General features: G+C 62.3%; 19 protein-coding genes. 13 read left to right on the top strand and 6 right to left on the bottom strand.

Annotation, left to right across the window (positions count from 1 at the left end; translation table 11 throughout):
- Nucleotides 1–54: 54 nt before the first annotated feature.
- Nucleotides 55–360 (bottom strand): PepSY domain-containing protein, encoded by a 306-nt coding sequence (locus O6760_RS19160; RefSeq protein ID WP_269581309.1) that lies wholly within the window; start codon nucleotides 358–360, stop codon nucleotides 55–57.
- Between the two features lie 201 nt (nucleotides 361–561).
- On the bottom strand, nucleotides 562–1,830 hold the full coding sequence (locus O6760_RS19155; protein ID WP_269581308.1) for an NAD(P)/FAD-dependent oxidoreductase: 1,269 nt from the start codon (nucleotides 1,828–1,830) through the stop codon (nucleotides 562–564).
- 106 nt (nucleotides 1,831–1,936) lie between these two features.
- Here O6760_RS19155 and O6760_RS19150 point away from each other — a divergent pair, with 106 nt between their 5' ends.
- The 3 genes from O6760_RS19150 to rpe all read left to right on the top strand — a co-directional run bounded on the left by O6760_RS19150 (nucleotide 1,937) and on the right by rpe (nucleotide 4,514).
- The gene (locus tag O6760_RS19150) at nucleotides 1,937–2,902 is read left to right on the top strand and encodes a sodium:proton symporter (RefSeq protein ID WP_269581307.1); all 966 of its coding nucleotides are present in this window, start codon (nucleotides 1,937–1,939) and stop codon (nucleotides 2,900–2,902) included.
- Between the two features lie 75 nt (nucleotides 2,903–2,977).
- Nucleotides 2,978–3,721: a DUF2259 domain-containing protein gene (locus O6760_RS19145; RefSeq protein ID WP_269581306.1), complete on the top strand. Its 744-nt coding sequence runs from the start codon at nucleotides 2,978–2,980 to the stop codon at nucleotides 3,719–3,721.
- A 121-nt stretch (nucleotides 3,722–3,842) separates the two neighbouring features.
- On the top strand, nucleotides 3,843–4,514 hold the full coding sequence (rpe, locus tag O6760_RS19140) for a ribulose-phosphate 3-epimerase (protein WP_269581305.1): 672 nt from the start codon (nucleotides 3,843–3,845) through the stop codon (nucleotides 4,512–4,514).
- A gap of 284 nt (nucleotides 4,515–4,798) precedes the next feature.
- Here the strand turns inward: rpe and O6760_RS19135 are convergent, their stop codons facing one another.
- Nucleotides 4,799–5,095, bottom strand: a complete 297-nt coding sequence (locus O6760_RS19135) for a GIY-YIG nuclease family protein (protein WP_269581304.1) — start codon at nucleotides 5,093–5,095, stop codon at nucleotides 4,799–4,801.
- Between the two features lie 510 nt (nucleotides 5,096–5,605).
- On the opposite strand from O6760_RS19135, the gene O6760_RS19130 reads away from it, so the two are divergent.
- Nucleotides 5,606–7,216, top strand: coding sequence for an APC family permease (locus O6760_RS19130; protein ID WP_269586310.1), 1,611 nt, complete (start codon nucleotides 5,606–5,608; stop codon nucleotides 7,214–7,216).
- A 50-nt stretch (nucleotides 7,217–7,266) separates the two neighbouring features.
- Nucleotides 7,267–7,812 carry an AAA family ATPase gene (locus O6760_RS19125; RefSeq protein WP_269581303.1) on the top strand — a complete coding sequence of 182 codons (546 nt, stop codon included), beginning with the start codon at nucleotides 7,267–7,269 and terminating at the stop codon, nucleotides 7,810–7,812.
- Here O6760_RS19125 and O6760_RS19120 read toward each other — a convergent pair.
- Nucleotides 7,805–8,287 (bottom strand): NUDIX hydrolase, encoded by a 483-nt coding sequence (locus tag O6760_RS19120; RefSeq protein WP_269581302.1) that lies wholly within the window; start codon nucleotides 8,285–8,287, stop codon nucleotides 7,805–7,807. The genes O6760_RS19125 and O6760_RS19120 overlap by 8 nt on opposite strands.
- A gap of 161 nt (nucleotides 8,288–8,448) precedes the next feature.
- Here O6760_RS19120 and purB point away from each other — a divergent pair, with 161 nt between their 5' ends.
- From purB to O6760_RS19100, 4 genes are all read left to right on the top strand, one after another.
- Nucleotides 8,449–9,777 (top strand): adenylosuccinate lyase, encoded by a 1,329-nt coding sequence (gene purB / locus O6760_RS19115; RefSeq protein WP_269586309.1) that lies wholly within the window; start codon nucleotides 8,449–8,451, stop codon nucleotides 9,775–9,777.
- Between the two features lie 139 nt (nucleotides 9,778–9,916).
- Nucleotides 9,917–10,666 carry a metallophosphoesterase family protein gene (locus O6760_RS19110; RefSeq protein ID WP_269581301.1) on the top strand — a complete coding sequence of 250 codons (750 nt, stop codon included), beginning with the start codon at nucleotides 9,917–9,919 and terminating at the stop codon, nucleotides 10,664–10,666.
- A gap of 100 nt (nucleotides 10,667–10,766) precedes the next feature.
- Nucleotides 10,767–11,246, top strand: coding sequence for a BA14K family protein (locus tag O6760_RS19105; RefSeq protein ID WP_269581300.1), 480 nt, complete (start codon nucleotides 10,767–10,769; stop codon nucleotides 11,244–11,246).
- A 105-nt stretch (nucleotides 11,247–11,351) separates the two neighbouring features.
- The gene (locus tag O6760_RS19100) at nucleotides 11,352–11,906 is read left to right on the top strand and encodes an RBBP9/YdeN family alpha/beta hydrolase (protein WP_269581299.1); all 555 of its coding nucleotides are present in this window, start codon (nucleotides 11,352–11,354) and stop codon (nucleotides 11,904–11,906) included.
- A 172-nt stretch (nucleotides 11,907–12,078) separates the two neighbouring features.
- Here O6760_RS19100 and O6760_RS19095 read toward each other — a convergent pair whose 3' ends face one another.
- Together O6760_RS19095 and O6760_RS19090 are read right to left on the bottom strand one after the other, a co-directional pair.
- On the bottom strand, nucleotides 12,079–12,858 hold the full coding sequence (locus tag O6760_RS19095; RefSeq protein WP_269581298.1) for an HpcH/HpaI aldolase family protein: 780 nt from the start codon (nucleotides 12,856–12,858) through the stop codon (nucleotides 12,079–12,081).
- A 275-nt stretch (nucleotides 12,859–13,133) separates the two neighbouring features.
- Nucleotides 13,134–13,457 carry a DUF1476 domain-containing protein gene (locus O6760_RS19090; protein ID WP_269581297.1) on the bottom strand — a complete coding sequence of 108 codons (324 nt, stop codon included), beginning with the start codon at nucleotides 13,455–13,457 and terminating at the stop codon, nucleotides 13,134–13,136.
- A gap of 318 nt (nucleotides 13,458–13,775) precedes the next feature.
- On the opposite strand from O6760_RS19090, the gene purC reads away from it, so the two are divergent.
- The 4 genes from purC to O6760_RS19070 all read left to right on the top strand — a co-directional run bounded on the left by purC (nucleotide 13,776) and on the right by O6760_RS19070 (nucleotide 15,858).
- Nucleotides 13,776–14,540: a phosphoribosylaminoimidazolesuccinocarboxamide synthase gene (gene purC, locus O6760_RS19085; RefSeq protein ID WP_269581296.1), complete on the top strand. Its 765-nt coding sequence runs from the start codon at nucleotides 13,776–13,778 to the stop codon at nucleotides 14,538–14,540.
- A gap of 345 nt (nucleotides 14,541–14,885) precedes the next feature.
- Complete coding sequence (locus tag O6760_RS19080) at nucleotides 14,886–15,239, top strand: hypothetical protein (protein ID WP_269581295.1); 354 nt, start codon at nucleotides 14,886–14,888, stop codon at nucleotides 15,237–15,239.
- A gap of 2 nt (nucleotides 15,240–15,241) precedes the next feature.
- Nucleotides 15,242–15,574, top strand: coding sequence for a helix-turn-helix domain-containing protein (locus O6760_RS19075; protein WP_269581294.1), 333 nt, complete (start codon nucleotides 15,242–15,244; stop codon nucleotides 15,572–15,574).
- On the top strand, nucleotides 15,574–15,858 hold the full coding sequence (locus O6760_RS19070) for a hypothetical protein (RefSeq protein ID WP_269581293.1): 285 nt from the start codon (nucleotides 15,574–15,576) through the stop codon (nucleotides 15,856–15,858). Before O6760_RS19075 ends, O6760_RS19070 begins: the two co-directional genes overlap by 1 nt.
- Nucleotides 15,859–15,972 lie beyond the last annotated feature (114 nt).

The raw sequence follows: 15,972 nt of genomic DNA, 5'->3' as shown, positions 1-15,972 counted from the left end.
CGGGTGGTCGGGGCAGACCATGGCGGGTCCGGCCGGGGTCGGCTCAGTCAGATATCAGTCGTCGTCCGTTTCCTCGCCCTCCGGGTCTTCCAGTTCCATTTCAAGAACCTGGCCCGACCGGGCATCGACGACAACGTCCATCTCCTGGCCATCCATTAAGACCTCGGCTTCGATCTCTCCGTCTTCGGTCTCGATGTCTTCCACCATGTAGCCCAGAGAGCTCAGGGCGGCGCGCACATCGTCTTCCGTGTTGCCGAGCGTATCGCCGACGCTGACGGCGGCCAGCGCTATTCCGGTGCTGGCAAGCAGGCCGGTTGCGGAAAACAGGGTCAGCGCGGGCGATTTGAACGTGGGTTTCATGTTCGCAAGTCCTTTGACTGATAGGAGGTCAGGTCGACAGCGCTCGTGTCGCCGTCTCAGCCCATCTGGGGACCGCTCCCCCCGCTCAGCCATTGACCTCAGGCTTATAAACCCGGCTCTCAACCAAGGTTTAGGCAGGTTTGGAACGGGATTAGCCGGGGTTTACGAGCCGTTTGCCGTCATCGGTGCGGGCCAAAATCATCAAACCGCGAACCGCGCGGGCGACAATCCGGCGGTATCGAGAAAAGGCCTGTTGCCCGCGATCATGGCCGCCAGAAGCCGGCCCGTGATCGGTCCGAGCGTGAAACCGTCGTGGCCGTGACCGGAATTCAGCCACAGACCGGGTGTCACCGGCGAGGCCCCGACAAGGGGCAGGCTGTCGGGTAGACAGGGTCTGCTGCCCATCCAGATCTCGTCGTTGAGGGATCGCCCGAGCGGAAAGAGATCCTCGGCGCGGCGCTTGGCAAGCTTGAGCACGGCCGGATTGGGAGGGGCATCGCGCGGCGCCAGTTCGACGCCCGTCGTCAGGCGGATGCCGTTGTCGGTCGGCGTCAGCGCAAACCCGTTTTCAACGTCAACGACCGGCCGCGACAGGGAGGCGCCGATCCTCGGCCGGTAATGCATGTGATAGCCCCGCTTGACCGCAAGCGGATAGGTTTCGCCCAGAAGACCCAGCAGGTCCACGGACCAGGCGCCCATTGCGACCACCGCATGCGGAGCAAAGGCGTCGCACCGTTCGCAGTCCAGCCTCCAGCTGCCCCGCTGACGGCCCAGCTTCCGGGCGTCGCCCCGGAAATAGCGGCCGCCTTCGCGGATGAAGCCGCGCCAATAGGCATCGACCACCGCGCCCGGGTTGGACACGGAGCAGCTCTCCAGCCAGTGCACGGCCCTGAGACCGTCAGCCTGCAGGCCGGGCTCAAGCGCGCCGAGGTCGCTTTCCGTCAACTCGTCATAGGCGACGCCGAAGACCCGGGCATATTGCCGCTCGATCTCGCTGTCCCTGTACCCGGTTTCGGACCTGAAGAGATGAAGCCAGCCTCCCTGCCGGTAGAACCGGTCGGCATTGGTGGTGCGCGCCAGATCCAGATGCTCGTCGACCGCAAAGGCCCTGAGCGGGGCAATGATCCGGGAATAGGCTTCAGCGCCCCGTTCGCTGCCGGCCCTGTGATAGGCTTTCAGCCAGGGCAGAAGCCGTGCCACCGTGACGGGGTCGACGGACACCGCGCTCGACCGGCCCAGCGCAATTCCGAGAAGCTGCAACGGACGCGTCGGCATCCTGTGAGGCACGAAGCCGTTGCGCTGGACAATGCCGGCATTGCCGAATGACGCCTCCTCGCCCGGATGTTTCCGGTCGATCAGGGCGACATCCAGCCCCAGCCGGCGCAAGTGCAGCGCCGTGCACACGCCGACGATGCCGGCGCCAAGCACCATCACGTCAAAGGATTGCGTCTGTCTCGTTTTTGCTGTCATACCTGTTCCGGCCGGTCCAGGGTGCGGGGTCTGGCGACATTGCCTGCGCTCCGCCAGGAAGTACCGAAATGCCTGCCATGCCAGACACTTCAGGAGACAAGACTAGATGATTCGAATGATCGGGGCAGGCCTGGCATGGATCGGACGCCATGGAACGGCCGCTCTAGCTGTGAGTATCTTCATCGGCGTGGCACTGCCTGACTTGTCGGCGACCATGAGGCCCTATCTGGGGCTCTCCGTCTTCAGCCTGCTGACCCTTGCCTTCCTGCGGGTCGACCAGAACGCGATCCGCCTGCGCCTGCGTCGTCCCGCGCTCCTGATTGCCGCGCTTTTCTGGATGATGCTCGGAGCGCCGCTGATGACCTATGGTGCCATCATGCTTTTCGGCCCCGACTCGCTGGGCCCCGACCTGGTACTGGCCCTTTTCATCGCCACCGCGGCCCCGCCGGTGATGGCCGCGCCCGCCTTCATCTATCTGCTTGGTCTTGACGGCACGCTCAGCCTGGCGCTTTCGGTGGCCGCCCTGATGGTCACCCCGCTGACCGCGCCCTTTATCGGCGAATTGATGCTCGGTCCCTCGCTGCCCCTGAGTGTCGGTGGCCTCGCCGTTCAGTTGTCGGTCCTGCTCGTCGGTGCCTTCGCGGTCTCTTTCGCCTTGCGCAAACTGGCCGGCCAGGAGCGCCTTGCCCGCACGTCGCACCATATCAGCGGCCTGAATGTGCTCCTCCTGCTGGTATTCGCGATTGCCGCCATGGATGGTGTTGCAGCCAGCTTTGCCGCCGAACCGGCTTTCACGCTCGGCCTCACCGGCCTGACCTTCGTCCTGGCGTTGGTGCAACTGCTGCTTACGCTGCTGCTGTTCTCCCCGGCAAGCCGCGAGGACGCCTATGCCATCGCCCATACCTGCGGCACCCGCAACATGGGCCTGATGGTGGCCGCCTTCGGCGGCACCCTGCCCGAACTCACCTGGCTGTGGTTCGCCGTCGGCCAGTTTCCGATCTACATGCTGCCGATGCTGCTGAAACCCTTCGTGCGGGTCTATTGCCGCCAGAATGCCAATGCCGTGACCTGAGGCACACTCTCCCGGGGCATGATATGCTCGTATCGGAGCCGTTTACATCCGCCAGCGCACACAGAGGAGATCGCCGTGCCCCCTTTCCGTTTGCCAATCGCCGTGCCGGCTCTCCTTCTCGGCCTGCTGCTGTCGCAGCCGGTTCAGGCCGGCGACACTTCCGAACTGCATCTGCTCGGTTTCTCGAAAAACGGCGATTTCTTCGCCTTCGAGCAATTCGGCATCCAGGACGGCTCCGGCTTTCCCTATTCTGAAATCTACCTTGTCGATGTCATTGGCGACAGCTGGGTGCCGCCCTCGCCGTTCCGGCTGCGCAAGGATGTCGACACCGGACCGGGCGACGCCGCCGACAACGCGCTCACGCACACGCGCTCGGAAAACCGCCTCGCCGCCCAGCCGCTCCTTCAGGAAAAGGCGATCGCCGGCAAGGGCGAAACCGTCGGTTTCAACCCGCGGACCGAACTGACCTCCGATCCGCACAAGATGATCGTCGCGGCGCGCGACAGTTTCCAGCTGGGCGAGGATCCCATCGACCTGACCCTGAGCGAATACGACCTGCCGGATGCGCAGTGCCAGGGCTATGGAGCCGACACCAGGGGTTTCCGCCTGACCATGGTCCACAAGGGCGTCACCCGGATCCTCAACCAGGACACCACGCTGCCGAAGAGCCGCAAGTGCCCGCTTGCCTACCGGATCGAGCGCTTCGTCACCCATTTCCCGGCCGAGGCGCCGCCCGTGTTCGCGGTGCTGATCCAGATGGACAGCCTCGGCTTCGAAGGGCCGGACCGCCGATATCTGGCGATAACCGGAAGGTTGTGAACGCCTAAACCGATTGAGGTGGACCGCAGCGTCTTGCCCGGCAGTTCCAGAAGTGCTAGCGCGACGGCACAAGTTGACAGCGGCCCGTGTCAGGGCCGTTCCTGCCTTTCGGGAGATTGCCATGCCCCGCGACATCAAGATCGCTCCGTCCATCCTTGCCTCCGATTTCTCCAAGCTGGGCCAGGAGGTCCGCGATGTGGTCGAGGCCGGTGCCGACTGGATCCATCTCGACGTCATGGACGGCCATTTCGTGCCCAACATCACCTTCGGCCCGGACGTCATCGCCAAGCTGCGCCCGCACACTGACAAGGTGTTCGACACCCATCTGATGATCGAGCCCTGCGATCCCTATCTTGAGGCCTTCGCCAAGGCCGGCTCGGACATCATCACGGTCCACGCGGAAGCCACCACCCATCTCGACCGTTCCCTGCAGGCGATCCGCAATCTCGGCAAGAAGGCCGGCGTCTCGCTGAACCCTGCAACCCCCGAAAACGTTCTGGAATACGTGCTCGACCGGCTGGACCTTATCCTGGTGATGACGGTCAACCCCGGTTTCGGTGGTCAGAAATTCATCCACTCCCAGGTCGAGAAGACCCGGCGCATCCGGGAAATGATCGGCGACCGCCCGATCGACCTGGAAATCGACGGCGGCGTCGCTCCGGAAACCGCCCCGCTGGTCGCCGCCGCCGGCGCCAACGTGCTGGTGGCCGGCTCCGCCGTCTTCAAGGGCGGCACTGTTGAGAACTACCGGGCCAATGTTTCTGCGATCAGGACGGCTGCGGAAAAGGCTTGATTCTGAGTTTGTAGCCCGGAGTTTGCGGCCGGATCCTTCGAGACAGCGCTGCGCGCTTCCTCAGGATGACGATAGTGGGTGTTGAGGCGCAGAAAAAATTGAATTCCAAGCACCAGCCACACTCGACAGCGTCATCCTGAGGAGCGCGCATTTGCGCGCGTCTCGAAGGATCCGGCCACTTATTCTATTGGAGAAGACTGCCCTTCGCCAAACCCACAAGCGTCATTCTTAGGAGGACCATCAGGTCCGTCTCGAAGGGTCCGCCGTTTGCTCGTTCTGCTTGCTCAACGCTTCGCTTTCACACCCCGCCTGGACAACTCTTGCAGCAATTCGAAATCCCCGCGGATCAGCGCTTCCTTCTTTTCCCGCCGCCATCCTTTGACCTGCCGTTCACAGGCGATCGCGTCGGTAATCTGCTCAAAGTGACAATCGTAGACCAGCGTAATGGGCCTGCGCCGCGCCGTGTAGCCGTCGTGTAAGCCCTGCCGATGCTCGCTCACCCGGGTTTCCAGGTCTTTATCCGTGATTCCGGTATAATAGCTACCGTCCGCGCAACGCAGGATGTAGATGGTCGCCCCCATGCTGCGAGCTTAGCCCATCGGAACACTTTTAACGAGTACTTCCAACAAGGGGCCGATCCTTCGAGACGCGCGCAAAAGCGCGCTCCTCAGGATGACGCTTGGGAGTGTGGCAGGCACTTGGCTTAATTCAGCTAACAGGCGCTTCAACACCCACTATCGTCATCCTGAGGAAGCGCGCAGCGCTGTCTCGAAGGATCTGGCCGCTTGTTCTATTGGTGAAGATTGCCCTTCCACCAAACCTTCTGTCGTCATCCTGAGGAAGCACGCAGCGCTGTCTCGAAGGATCCGGCCGCTTGTTCTGTTGGAGAAGATTGCCCTTCGCCAAACCTTCTGTCGTCATCCTGAGGAGGACCGCTAGGTCCGTCTCGAAGGATCCGGCCACAAACTCAAATTCAGACTCAAAATCCCGCCAAGATAACCACAACCGCAACAACCCGTCTTTCCGTAGAGACACTCCCTCGGCTAAGCTTCCCCTGAGACAAGAGCCCGGGGGGATTCGTCTTGGCGCATATGCAACGCAGTATCGGGCTGCTCGGCCTGACCTTTGTGGCCATCAGCGGCATTCTCGGCTCCGGCTGGCTGTTCGCGCCGCTGCTGGCCGCGCAGGCCGCGGGGCCGTCGGCCCTGATCGCCTGGGTGATCGGCGGCTTTGCGATGCTTCTGCTGGCCGCAACCTTCGCCGAAATCACCACCATCCTGCCGGTTGCCGGCGGCATCGGCCGCGTGCCCCATTTTTCCCATGGCTCGGTGGTCTCCATGACCATGGGCTGGACGGCCTGGGTCGGCTACAACACCACGGCGACCATCGAGGTCGAGGCTGTGCTGCGCTATTCGAAGAGCCTTGCCCCCTGGCTTTACGGCTCCGACGGCCTCCTGAGCCCGGCGGGGCTCGGAGTTGCCTGCCTGCTCCTGCTGGTCTTCACCGTGGTCAACGCTTTCGGCGTCAGGTTCTTCGCCCGCATCAACACGGCTCTCACCTGGGTCAAGATCCTGGTGCCGGCCCTGCTGGCCGCCGTGATCCTGACCTCGGAATTCCGCTACGCCAATTTCAGCGATTATGGCGGCTTTGCCCCGGAAGGCCTCAAGGGCATCCTGTCGGCGATCTCCACGGGCGGTGTGATCTTTGCCCTGATCGGCTTCCGCCATGTCATCGACCTGGCGGGGGAAGCGCGCAACCCGAAGGTCAATGTCCCGCTGGCTCTGGTGTTCAGTTTGGTGATCTGCCTGCTGATCTACGGCGGGCTGCAGCTCGCCTTTCTGGGTGCGCTCGATCATTCACAGCTGTCAAAAGGCTGGCCGCAGCTCAGTTTTCCCGGCGAACTCGGCCCCATGGCCGCGCTGGCAACCGCCGTCGGCGCTCTCTGGATCGTCAGCATCCTGGACACGAGCGCCCGGATTTCCAGCTTCGCCTCCGGCCTCGTCTCGGTGGGCTCCAACGCCCGGCTCGGACTTGCGATGGCCCAGAACGGCCTGTTCCCGAAATTCATGGAGACCCTGTCCGCCCGCGGCGTGCCCCTGTTCGCGCTGGTCGTGAATTTCGCGGTCTCGGCCCTGTTCTTCGTCCTGCTGCCGTTCAAGGAAGTGCTGGCGCTGAACACCTCCTCGATCGTGCTGTCCTTCATCGTCGGCCCGATCGCGGTACTCGCCTTCCGCCGCCTCCTGCCCGACACCCCGCGCGCCTTCACATTGCCGGCCGCACCCGCTACCGGTTGCCTTGCCTTCATCGTCGCCAGCCTGATCATCTACTGGAGCGGCTGGGATACCATGCTGCATCTGGGCATCTGCCTGGCCGTCGGTTTTGTGCTGATGCTCATCCGCAGCACTCAAGGAGGCTTCGACAGCCTCGACTGGCGTGAAGCCGCCTGGCTCGCGCCCTATCTCGCCGGACTGGTGATCCTGTCCTACATGGGATCCTTCGGCGGCGGCGTCGGCATCATTCCGGTCGGCCCGGACATTGCCGTGGTCGCGCTGGTTGCGGCGGTGGTCTATCTGCTTGCCGTCCGCCTCAGCCTGCACCAGGACAAGTTCGCCCGCTACATGGCCGAGGAAAAGGCGGACGAGGCAGAGGAATACGGCTCGGGGGGCGACGGTCCGCTGGAGAAACGGGACCCGATACCCTGACGATTTTCAGCGCATCAACAATTCGCTATTTCCGTTTGGCAGGTTCCTGAATGTTGATTGTCTTGAATGGCTACCCCGGGGTCGGAAAACTGACCATCGGCCAGGTCTTGGCACCCCTGATCGGCGCAAAACTGCTTGATATTCACAGTGTCTACAACATTGCATTTGCTTTGACGGACTTCAAATCCGACGCATTTTACGAAACCATTCGTTCCGTTCAGGCGATCGCGGATCACCGTATATGCGAATTGCCTCCAGGTGTTCCGGTGGTGCTCACGGAAATATTGACGGAGGGCGCTGCCTGGTCTGAGGAATGCCTTCAGCGTTTACTCGATCTTGGATCGAGGCGCGGACCAATCCTGATGGTTCATCTTCATTGTGACCTGGAAGAGAACAAGCGCCGTATCATGGGGCAATCCCGTGTCGGCGCTCGAAAACCGCTCGATCCTGCCATGGCGGAACGCAACCAGGCTGGCGGTGCCGTACTTGTCGGCTCGGACTGGCCGCACTTCCTCTCACTGGATGTCACTGGGCTGGCAGCGGCGGGCGCCGCAGAAAGGATTGCCGATTGGGTGCGGCGTATCGGGCCTAACTGAACATCCGCCCCGCTCGGGTCACCTCCTGAGGTTTGGCAAGTTTCTCCGCCAGACCGCCCGGATAAAGCTCGAGGCCCCTGGCCGCCAGTTCGCCGGGCGAGACCCATTTCGCGGTGCCGACCGTGTCCTCGCTGATTTCGTAGATTATCGTGTCCATGCGGTAGTAGCTGCTGTCTGTGAAATGGGCATGGCACAGGAAAACGATCTCGTGCCCCGTGACGCCGTGATGCTCGTAGATGTTCTCCATCACGAAGTGGTTGTCGAGCAAGGTGATCCTGGTGCCGAGCTCTTCCAGGAATTCGCGCTGCAGGGCGTCGCGCCAGGGTTCGCCGAACTCGACCGTTCCACCAAGCGGCCGCATGCCCGTCACCCGGCCGCTGTCATCGTGGATCTCGGACAGAAGCAGGGCGTCGTCCTGCCAGATCAGGGCCATCGCCTTGACCGTGATGGAATTGGCGGGCCGCCAGATCGTCATGCGCCTCTCCTTGTCCGGGACCGAATGGACGGGTCCGGAGGCTAAAATTCACATTGTGCCGCCGCCCCGCAAGCAAAAACCGATCTGCCGCATTGAAGGGGCGCCCCCCCTCTGCTATTCCGCAGCCAGATTTTCTCTACATGAACGAGGTCCTGCCTGCGATGATCCCGCGCTATTCCCGTCCCGACATGGTTGCCATCTGGTCGCCGGAATCGAAATTCCGCATCTGGTTCGAGATCGAGGCCCATGCCTGCGACGCGCTGGCCGAGCTCGGTGTCATCCCGAAGGAAGCCGCCAAGACCATCTGGGACAAGGGCGGCAGCGCGACCTTCGACATCGAACGCATCGACGAGATCGAACGCGAAACCAAGCATGACGTCATCGCCTTCCTGACGCACCTGGCCGAAATCGTCGGTCCGGAAGCCCGTTTCGTGCACCAGGGCATGACCTCGTCGGACGTGCTCGACACCTGCTTCAACGTGCAGCTTGTCAAGGCGACCGATCTCCTGCTCGCCGACATGGACGCGCTGCTCGCGGCGATCAAGCGCCGGGCGATGGAGCACAAGGACACCGTCTGCATCGGCCGCTCCCACGGCATCCACGCCGAGCCGGTCACCTTCGGCCTGAAGATGGCCGAGGCCTATGCCGAGTTCGACCGCTGCAAGACCCGGCTTCTGGCCGCCCGCGAGGAAATCGCCACATGCGCCATTTCCGGCGCCGTCGGCACCTTCGCCAATATCGATCCGTCGGTCGAGGAACATGTCGCCAAGGCGATGGGCCTTCAGGCGGAACCCGTGTCCACCCAGGTGATCCCGCGTGACCGTCACGCCATGTATTTCGCGACCCTCGGCGTCATCGCCTCGTCGATCGAACGCGTCGCCACGGAAGTTCGCCACCTGCAGCGCACCGAAGTCCTGGAAGCGGAGGAATTCTTCTCCAAGGGCCAGAAGGGCTCGTCGGCCATGCCGCACAAACGCAATCCGGTGCTGACGGAAAACCTGACCGGCCTCGCCCGCCTGGTGCGCGGCTATTCCATCCCGGCGATGGAAAACGTGGCCCTCTGGCACGAGCGCGACATCTCGCATTCCTCCGTCGAGCGCATGATCGGCCCGGACGCCACCATTACCCTCGACTTCGCCCTGGCGCGCCTCACCGGCGTCATCGACAAGCTGATGGTCTATCCGGAGCGCATGATCGGCAACATGGACCGTCTCGGCGGCCTGGTGCATTCCCAGCGCATCCTGCTCGCGCTGACCCAGGCCGGGTCTTCGCGTGAAGACGCCTACCGCCTCGTCCAGCGCAATGCCATGAAGGTCTGGGACAGCTACCAGGTGGCCGGTTCGGCCTCGGTCGACTTCCTCACAGAACTGCTCGGCGACGAGGATGTGCGCAAGTATCTCTCGGAAGAAGAGATCCGCGACCGCTTCGACCTCGGCTACCACACCAAGAATGTCGACGTGATCTTCGAGCGGGTCTTCGGCGAAAGCTGACGCCGGCGCCCCCGAACAGCGTCCACAGTCGTCCCGGCACGTGAAACGCGAGCCGGGACCTCGGAGCCGCGGAGCCGGAAAGCCGCGTCGGTTTCAGGTTTCCCCTTCCCGGCCGCAACGGCCAACAGGAGGCCGGTTCATGAAAATTGCAGTCGTATCGGACATTCACGGCAACGTCCTCGCCCTGGAAGCCGTTCTGGCGGACCTCAAGCTGGAAGCCCCGGATGTCATCGTCAATCTGGGCGACTGCGTGTCCGGTCCGCTCTGGCCCGAGGAAACCGCCGCGATCCTGCGCGAGACCGGCTGGCCGACCATCCGGGGCAATCACGACCGCATCGTCCTGGACAATCCCGTCGACAAGATGGGACCCACAGACAGCTTCACGGTCGAGCGCCTGTCATCGGTAAGCCGCGACTGGCTGGCCACCACGAAGCCGACCGTCCGGCTGACGGACGACATCTTCCTGTGCCACGGCACCCCGGACAATGACGACCGCTACCTCACCGAAAAGGTCGACGGCCCGAAAGGGCATCTGCCGGACGAGGACACGCTGCTGGCTGAACTGAACGGCGAGACGGCGCCGGTGATCTGCTGCGGCCACACCCATATCCCGCGCGTGATCCGCCTGCAGAAGACGGGACAGGTCCTGCTCAACCCGGGAAGCGTCGGCCTGCCCTCCTACGAGGACGATCATCCGCACCGTCATGTCATGGAAGCCGGCAGCCCGCATGCGCGCTACGCCCTGATGACCAACAATTCCGGTGCCTGGAACTTCCAGGAAAAGATCCTGACCTATGACTGGGACACGGCAGCCGGGGAAGCGCAGAAAAACGGTCGCCCCGGCTGGGCCCGCTCGCTTCGGAACGGTTTCTACGGCCCTCTTTCCTGATCAAGGCCACTGATCTGGGCCTCCGATCACGATCGGCTGAACGGGAGACAAGGGAGCCTGATATGCGTTAAGCTTCCATCCGGGGGAGATGGAGAGTGAAATGTCTATCGGGAAACCCGTCCTGACCGCGCTTGGCGCGTTTTGCCTCGCGCTCGGCCTGTCCATCCCGGCCATGGGGACCGTTCCCGCACACCTTCCGGTCTCGAAGGCTCCGGTCAATCTGGAGGTGGTGCAGGTTCAGCAAAAAAGCGGCCGTCAATACCGCGGCTATTATCGCGGCAAGCAGGGCCACTATTACAACGGCTATCGCGGCTACCGGAAATATCGCCGGGGGTACCGGCGCTACAATGGCTGGTGGTTCCCGCCAGTTGCCTTTCCCTATGGATTGCGGGTGCTGCCGCCGCAAAGATACATAGCCCCGCCTCCGCTTGTCATCGTCCCGCCCGCCTACACAGGCTATCTGCCACCGGTCCACTACCAGTGGTGCGCCCGGCGGTACCGGTCCTATCGTGCCGTCGACAACAGTTTCCAGCCGTATCGCGGACCAAGGCGGGCCTGCGTGTCGCCCTATGGGCCCTGACCGGGACCGAAAGAACCGGTCCCCGGCGGACCGGTTTGACAAGCGGCAGGAATATCTGCGACAGAGCGGAAACGTCCTCAACCGCTCTCGACAGGTCATCGCCTCGTGAAAATTTCGGAAACCGACATTCTGCTCATCCCCGGCTACGGCAAGACCCTGCCAGGCCACTGGCTCTTGCGCTGGCGGGACAAGATGCCGACCGCCCGTGTGGTCAAACAGGCGGAATTGCACAGGCCGAGCCGGAAGGAATGGCTGGACACGCTGGTGAAAGAGGTCGAGACCGCCGAGCGGCCCGTGGTGCTGGTCGCCCATTCGCTTGGCTGCATTCTGGTCGCCCATGGCGCCCACGCGCTCAAGGACAAAATCACGGGGGCTTACCTGGTCGCGCCGTCCGACTGGGACCGGGACGGGCTGGTCGCCGAATTCGACGGCGGGGATTTCAAGCCGGTGCCAATGCACCCGCTTCCCTTCCAGTCGCACCTGGTTGCCAGCCGCAACGATCCCTATTGCGATTATGAGCGCGCGCAGGCCTTTTCAAAGGCCTGGGGCACCACGTTCCAGGATGCCGGTGAAGCCGGTCATATCAACCTGGAAAGCGGCCATGGCCCCTGGCCCGAAGGCATGATGTCCTTCGCCCATTTCATGAAACGGCTCGGCTGACCGCGCGAGACCAGTCCCCCCGAAACGCCAGGGCAATCGCATTTGGCAGAGCATGGCTCCCTCTCCCAACGGGAGAGGCAATTTTTGCGACAGCGGACAGGTCGTCAGTCAAATGCGATAGCCCTGCCCGAAACACGGGAGCCCATGCCGGAAGAAGGTGGCGGCCTGCCGCCTATCCTGGCAAGTCGCCCACATCGGCCAGAGCCGCCCGCGCGGCCCCGTCGAGCAAGGCAACATCGATGCCGTGGGTAATGAGCTTGTAGCCGTATCCGGCCATTTCCCTGACCTTGTCCGCACCAAGGCAGAAGATGCCGGGGATTTTTCCAGCTCCGACCGCCTTCTCGGCGATCATCTTGCAGACTTCCGCGGTTTCCGCGCTGTTCGGATCAACCGCCGCGCCATTCGACAGGGAGATCGACAGGTCGCTCGGCCCGACAAAGATGCCGTCCAGTTCCGGAACTGCAAGGATCTCGTCCAGGGCATCGACAGCCTCCCGGCTCTCGATCATCGCAAGCGACACGACCTGAGAATTGGCGTTCCTCAGGTAGTCTCCATCACTCTGGCCGCTCAGGGCGGCAGCCCGGAACGGTCCGTAGCTTCTGTCGCCGGCCGGCGGATACTTGACGCTCCGCGCGAACGATTCCGCTTCCCCGGCGGTGTTGATCATCGGCGCGATCACGCACTCGGCCCCCATGTCGAGAAGCCGGGCCCCGAGTGCGTTGTCGTAAAGCGGCAGACGCACGATCCGATGGGCGCCGCCAAGGGCGATGGCGGAAAGCGTTTCCCGGGCTTCATCGAAATCATGCATGCCATGTTGCAGGTCGATGGTTATCGCGGGATATCCGGCACGCGCGAGCATTTCCGAGACGATCGGAGATGACAACACGGACCAGGCGGTGATGACCGGCGGACCGGAACGAAGTTTTTCAGCTAGGGAAAGACCATTGGTCACTGGGCGGGCTCCTGAATGTCCCGACCATCAAATCCGTGCTTTCCGGCAACTGCAAGGGGTGATCAGCGAAATTGCGTTCCATCCGGACATTTGCCGGTTCATGCCGCGGGGATCGATGCGGCCGGTTCAAGCAACACGCGTGACGGCGTCCAGCACATCAGGCCTGTTTCAGACGGCGCCGCGCCGCTGTTTCGACGTGCCGTCCTGGTGCCGCAAAAAAGAAAGCCTCCGTCGGCAACGGAGGCTTTCCTGAACTTGTGTAGCGCGGAAGGCGCTTACGCTTCGTTCTGAACCTGGTCGACGGCAGTTGCCATCAGTTCGTCCATGGTCCGGCGAATCTGGTGGTCGGACTGGTCGACGTTGTTCTTGTCGAAGTCTTCACGGATCTTGCGGAACACGTCCTCGTCGCCCGGCTCCTCGAAATCCGCCCGGACAACTTCCTTGGCGTAGTCTTGCGCCTTGTCACCCTCATAACCCAGGAGCTCTGCCGCCCACAGGCCAAGCAGCTTGTTGCGCCGCGCGGTCGCCTTGAACCGCAGCTCCTCGTCATGCGCGAACTTGTTCTCAAATCCCTTTTCGCGCTTGTCGAATGTGCTCATACTCATCGTCTCCTGAACTGCGCTGATGCACTTCTCCCCATATGGGGCTGATTTGGTCTCTTGCATATCCTCGCAAGGCCCGCAAATCAACGCACTACCTGCGCTCATGCGTCAAAAGCATTACCGTGCGGCCAATTCGAATGTCACGTGCCGGAAACTTCGATTGTACTTTTGTCCCGCTTCGGGTAAGTTCCGCGCCGCAAAACAGGGCTTGCAGCCTTATGACACGTGCCGGTCGATGCTCTGATGTCCCGGCGGAACCGAACAAGGCAGCAAGGACCTTTCAAAGGTTTCTCTAATAACAAAACGGTATAGCCAATGAACCGCCGCCGGCGCATTTACGAGGGTAAGGGCAAGATCCTTTACGAAGGTCCCGAACCGGGAACCCTGGTTCAGCACTTCAAGGACGATGCCACAGCCTTCAACAACAAGAAACACGAGATTGTTGACGGCAAGGGTGTGCTCAACAACCGCATCTCCGAATATATTTTCAACAATCTGAACGCCATTGGCATTCCGACCCACTTCATTCGCCGCCTCAACATGCGCGAACAGCTGATCCGCGAAGTCGAGATCATCCCGCTGGAAGTGGTTGTGCGCAACGTCGCCGCCGGTTCCATTGCCAAGCGGCTCGGCCTTGAAGAAGGCACCCAGCTGCCGCGCTCCATCATCGAGTTCTACTACAAGAACGACGAGCTCGACGATCCGATGGTCGCCGAAGAGCACATCACGGCGTTCGGCTGGGCCACGCCGCAGGAACTCGACGACATGATGGCGCTGGCCATTCGCGTCAACGATTTCCTGTCCGGCCTGTTCCTGGGCGTCGGCATCCGCCTGGTCGATTTCAAGATCGAGTGCGGCCGCCTGTTCGAGGGCGACATGATGCGCATCGTCGTCGCCGACGAGATTTCCCCGGACAGCTGCCGCCTTTGGGACATCGAGACCAACGACAAGATGGACAAGGACCGCTTCCGCCGCGACATGGGCGGAATGCTGGAAGCCTACCAGGAAGTCGCCAAGCGCCTCGGCATCATGCTCGGCAACGAGCGCCCGGCCGGCTCCGGCCCGACACTGGTGCAATAATCCGGTTTCCGGGCCAGACCTCCTGAGGTCACGGTCTTTCGGCCTCTGAACACTTCAAGACCCCGGGCTTTGTCCCGGGGTCTTCTCGTTTCGGCCAGACGACAGGCCCCAGGCCCCGATACCAGCGGCGCTCATTGCATTTCCACACCGGCCGCCGCCCGATTGCCCTTCAAGGTTGACGTTGATAGGGTTGCTACCCCGACACAAACCCCTTGCAACGAACTGAAAAGCTCATTGAATTCAATATTCTGGTTTCAATTCATGCCATGCACGGAAACTCCCGGGCATGACCGTGACTTGATAAATATCGCAAATTTGCTATAATCCGTGAGGTTTCGTCGGCAGATGACGACATACAAGGTGGAGCCCGTGGCCGGCTTTGAAGACGGACTTCTGAAGGAATATTCCGGCCTGCCGCTCGCCTGCGCGGACGGTTTTTCGGCCCTGATGGATATTCTTGAGGAAAACGAGCCGGGCCTCAAGGACCGTTGCGGCACCCTTGCCGACCGGTACGAACTTTATGCGATCCCGCTGCCGGACTGCCTGCGCAGGGTCATGATCGTCTCCGTCGATCGCAAGGCTTCAGGCGAACCGCGCTGGATACATGGCACCTTGCCGGCATCCCAAAGCGCCTGTGAACAGGGCAGACAGATCGCGGTCCGGCAGTTCCGCCTTGTCGATCCGAGTTGGGAGAAATGATCATGAGCAAGAAGACCAGGACCTTCCGCGATCGCATGCGCGACACGCGCCCGGATGTCGTGGAGCGGCAGGAAAGCAACGCCCGCAAGCAGTCGATCGCAAAGAGCCTGCGCGCCCTGCGCGACTCGCGCGGCCTGACGCAGAGCGATGTTGCCAGGAAGTCGGGCATGACCCAGTCGGTCGTGGCCCGGCTGGAAGCGCTGACCGGCTCCGTCCCCAAGCTTGAATCGATCGAGCGCTATGTTCTGGCCTGCGGCGGTCACCTTGCCCTGATCATATCACCTCAAGAGATCGAACCGAGCCTTGACCCCGGGCAGGAACTCGTGTTCGCCTGATGCTTTCGTTTCACTGGTGGCTCAACCTGGCGACATTTTCCGGGATCGCGATCCTCGCGGTCCCCGTCTGGGACCTCAATACGCGAAAACGCAAGCTCCACCAGGTCCGGCAGGCGGAGAAAGAGGCGGAGGACGACAGCGACTTCCGGGCCCGCACGCGCAAGATACTGTCCGACAAGCACAAGGAGAATGTCGAAGGCTGGCGCCAACGGGATCAGGTCTGCCTGCTTGTCGGATATGTGCTGCTTCTGGGAGCCGCCGCCTTGCGGATTGTCTTTCCCTGAGGCGCGAACCGACATGGCTCTTGAAGCTGTTCCAGCAACCTGCCGGTTGCGGCCCGACGCTGATGCCGCAAAGACACAGCCGGCCGGCATTCTTCGAAACCCGCCGCTACGTCA

This window comes from Roseibium sp. Sym1, from assembly GCF_027359675.1.
Taxonomy (GTDB): Bacteria; Pseudomonadota; Alphaproteobacteria; order Rhizobiales; family Stappiaceae; genus Roseibium.
Note: the sequence above shows the minus strand (reverse complement) of the source record. Positions and strands in the feature narration are given on the sequence as shown.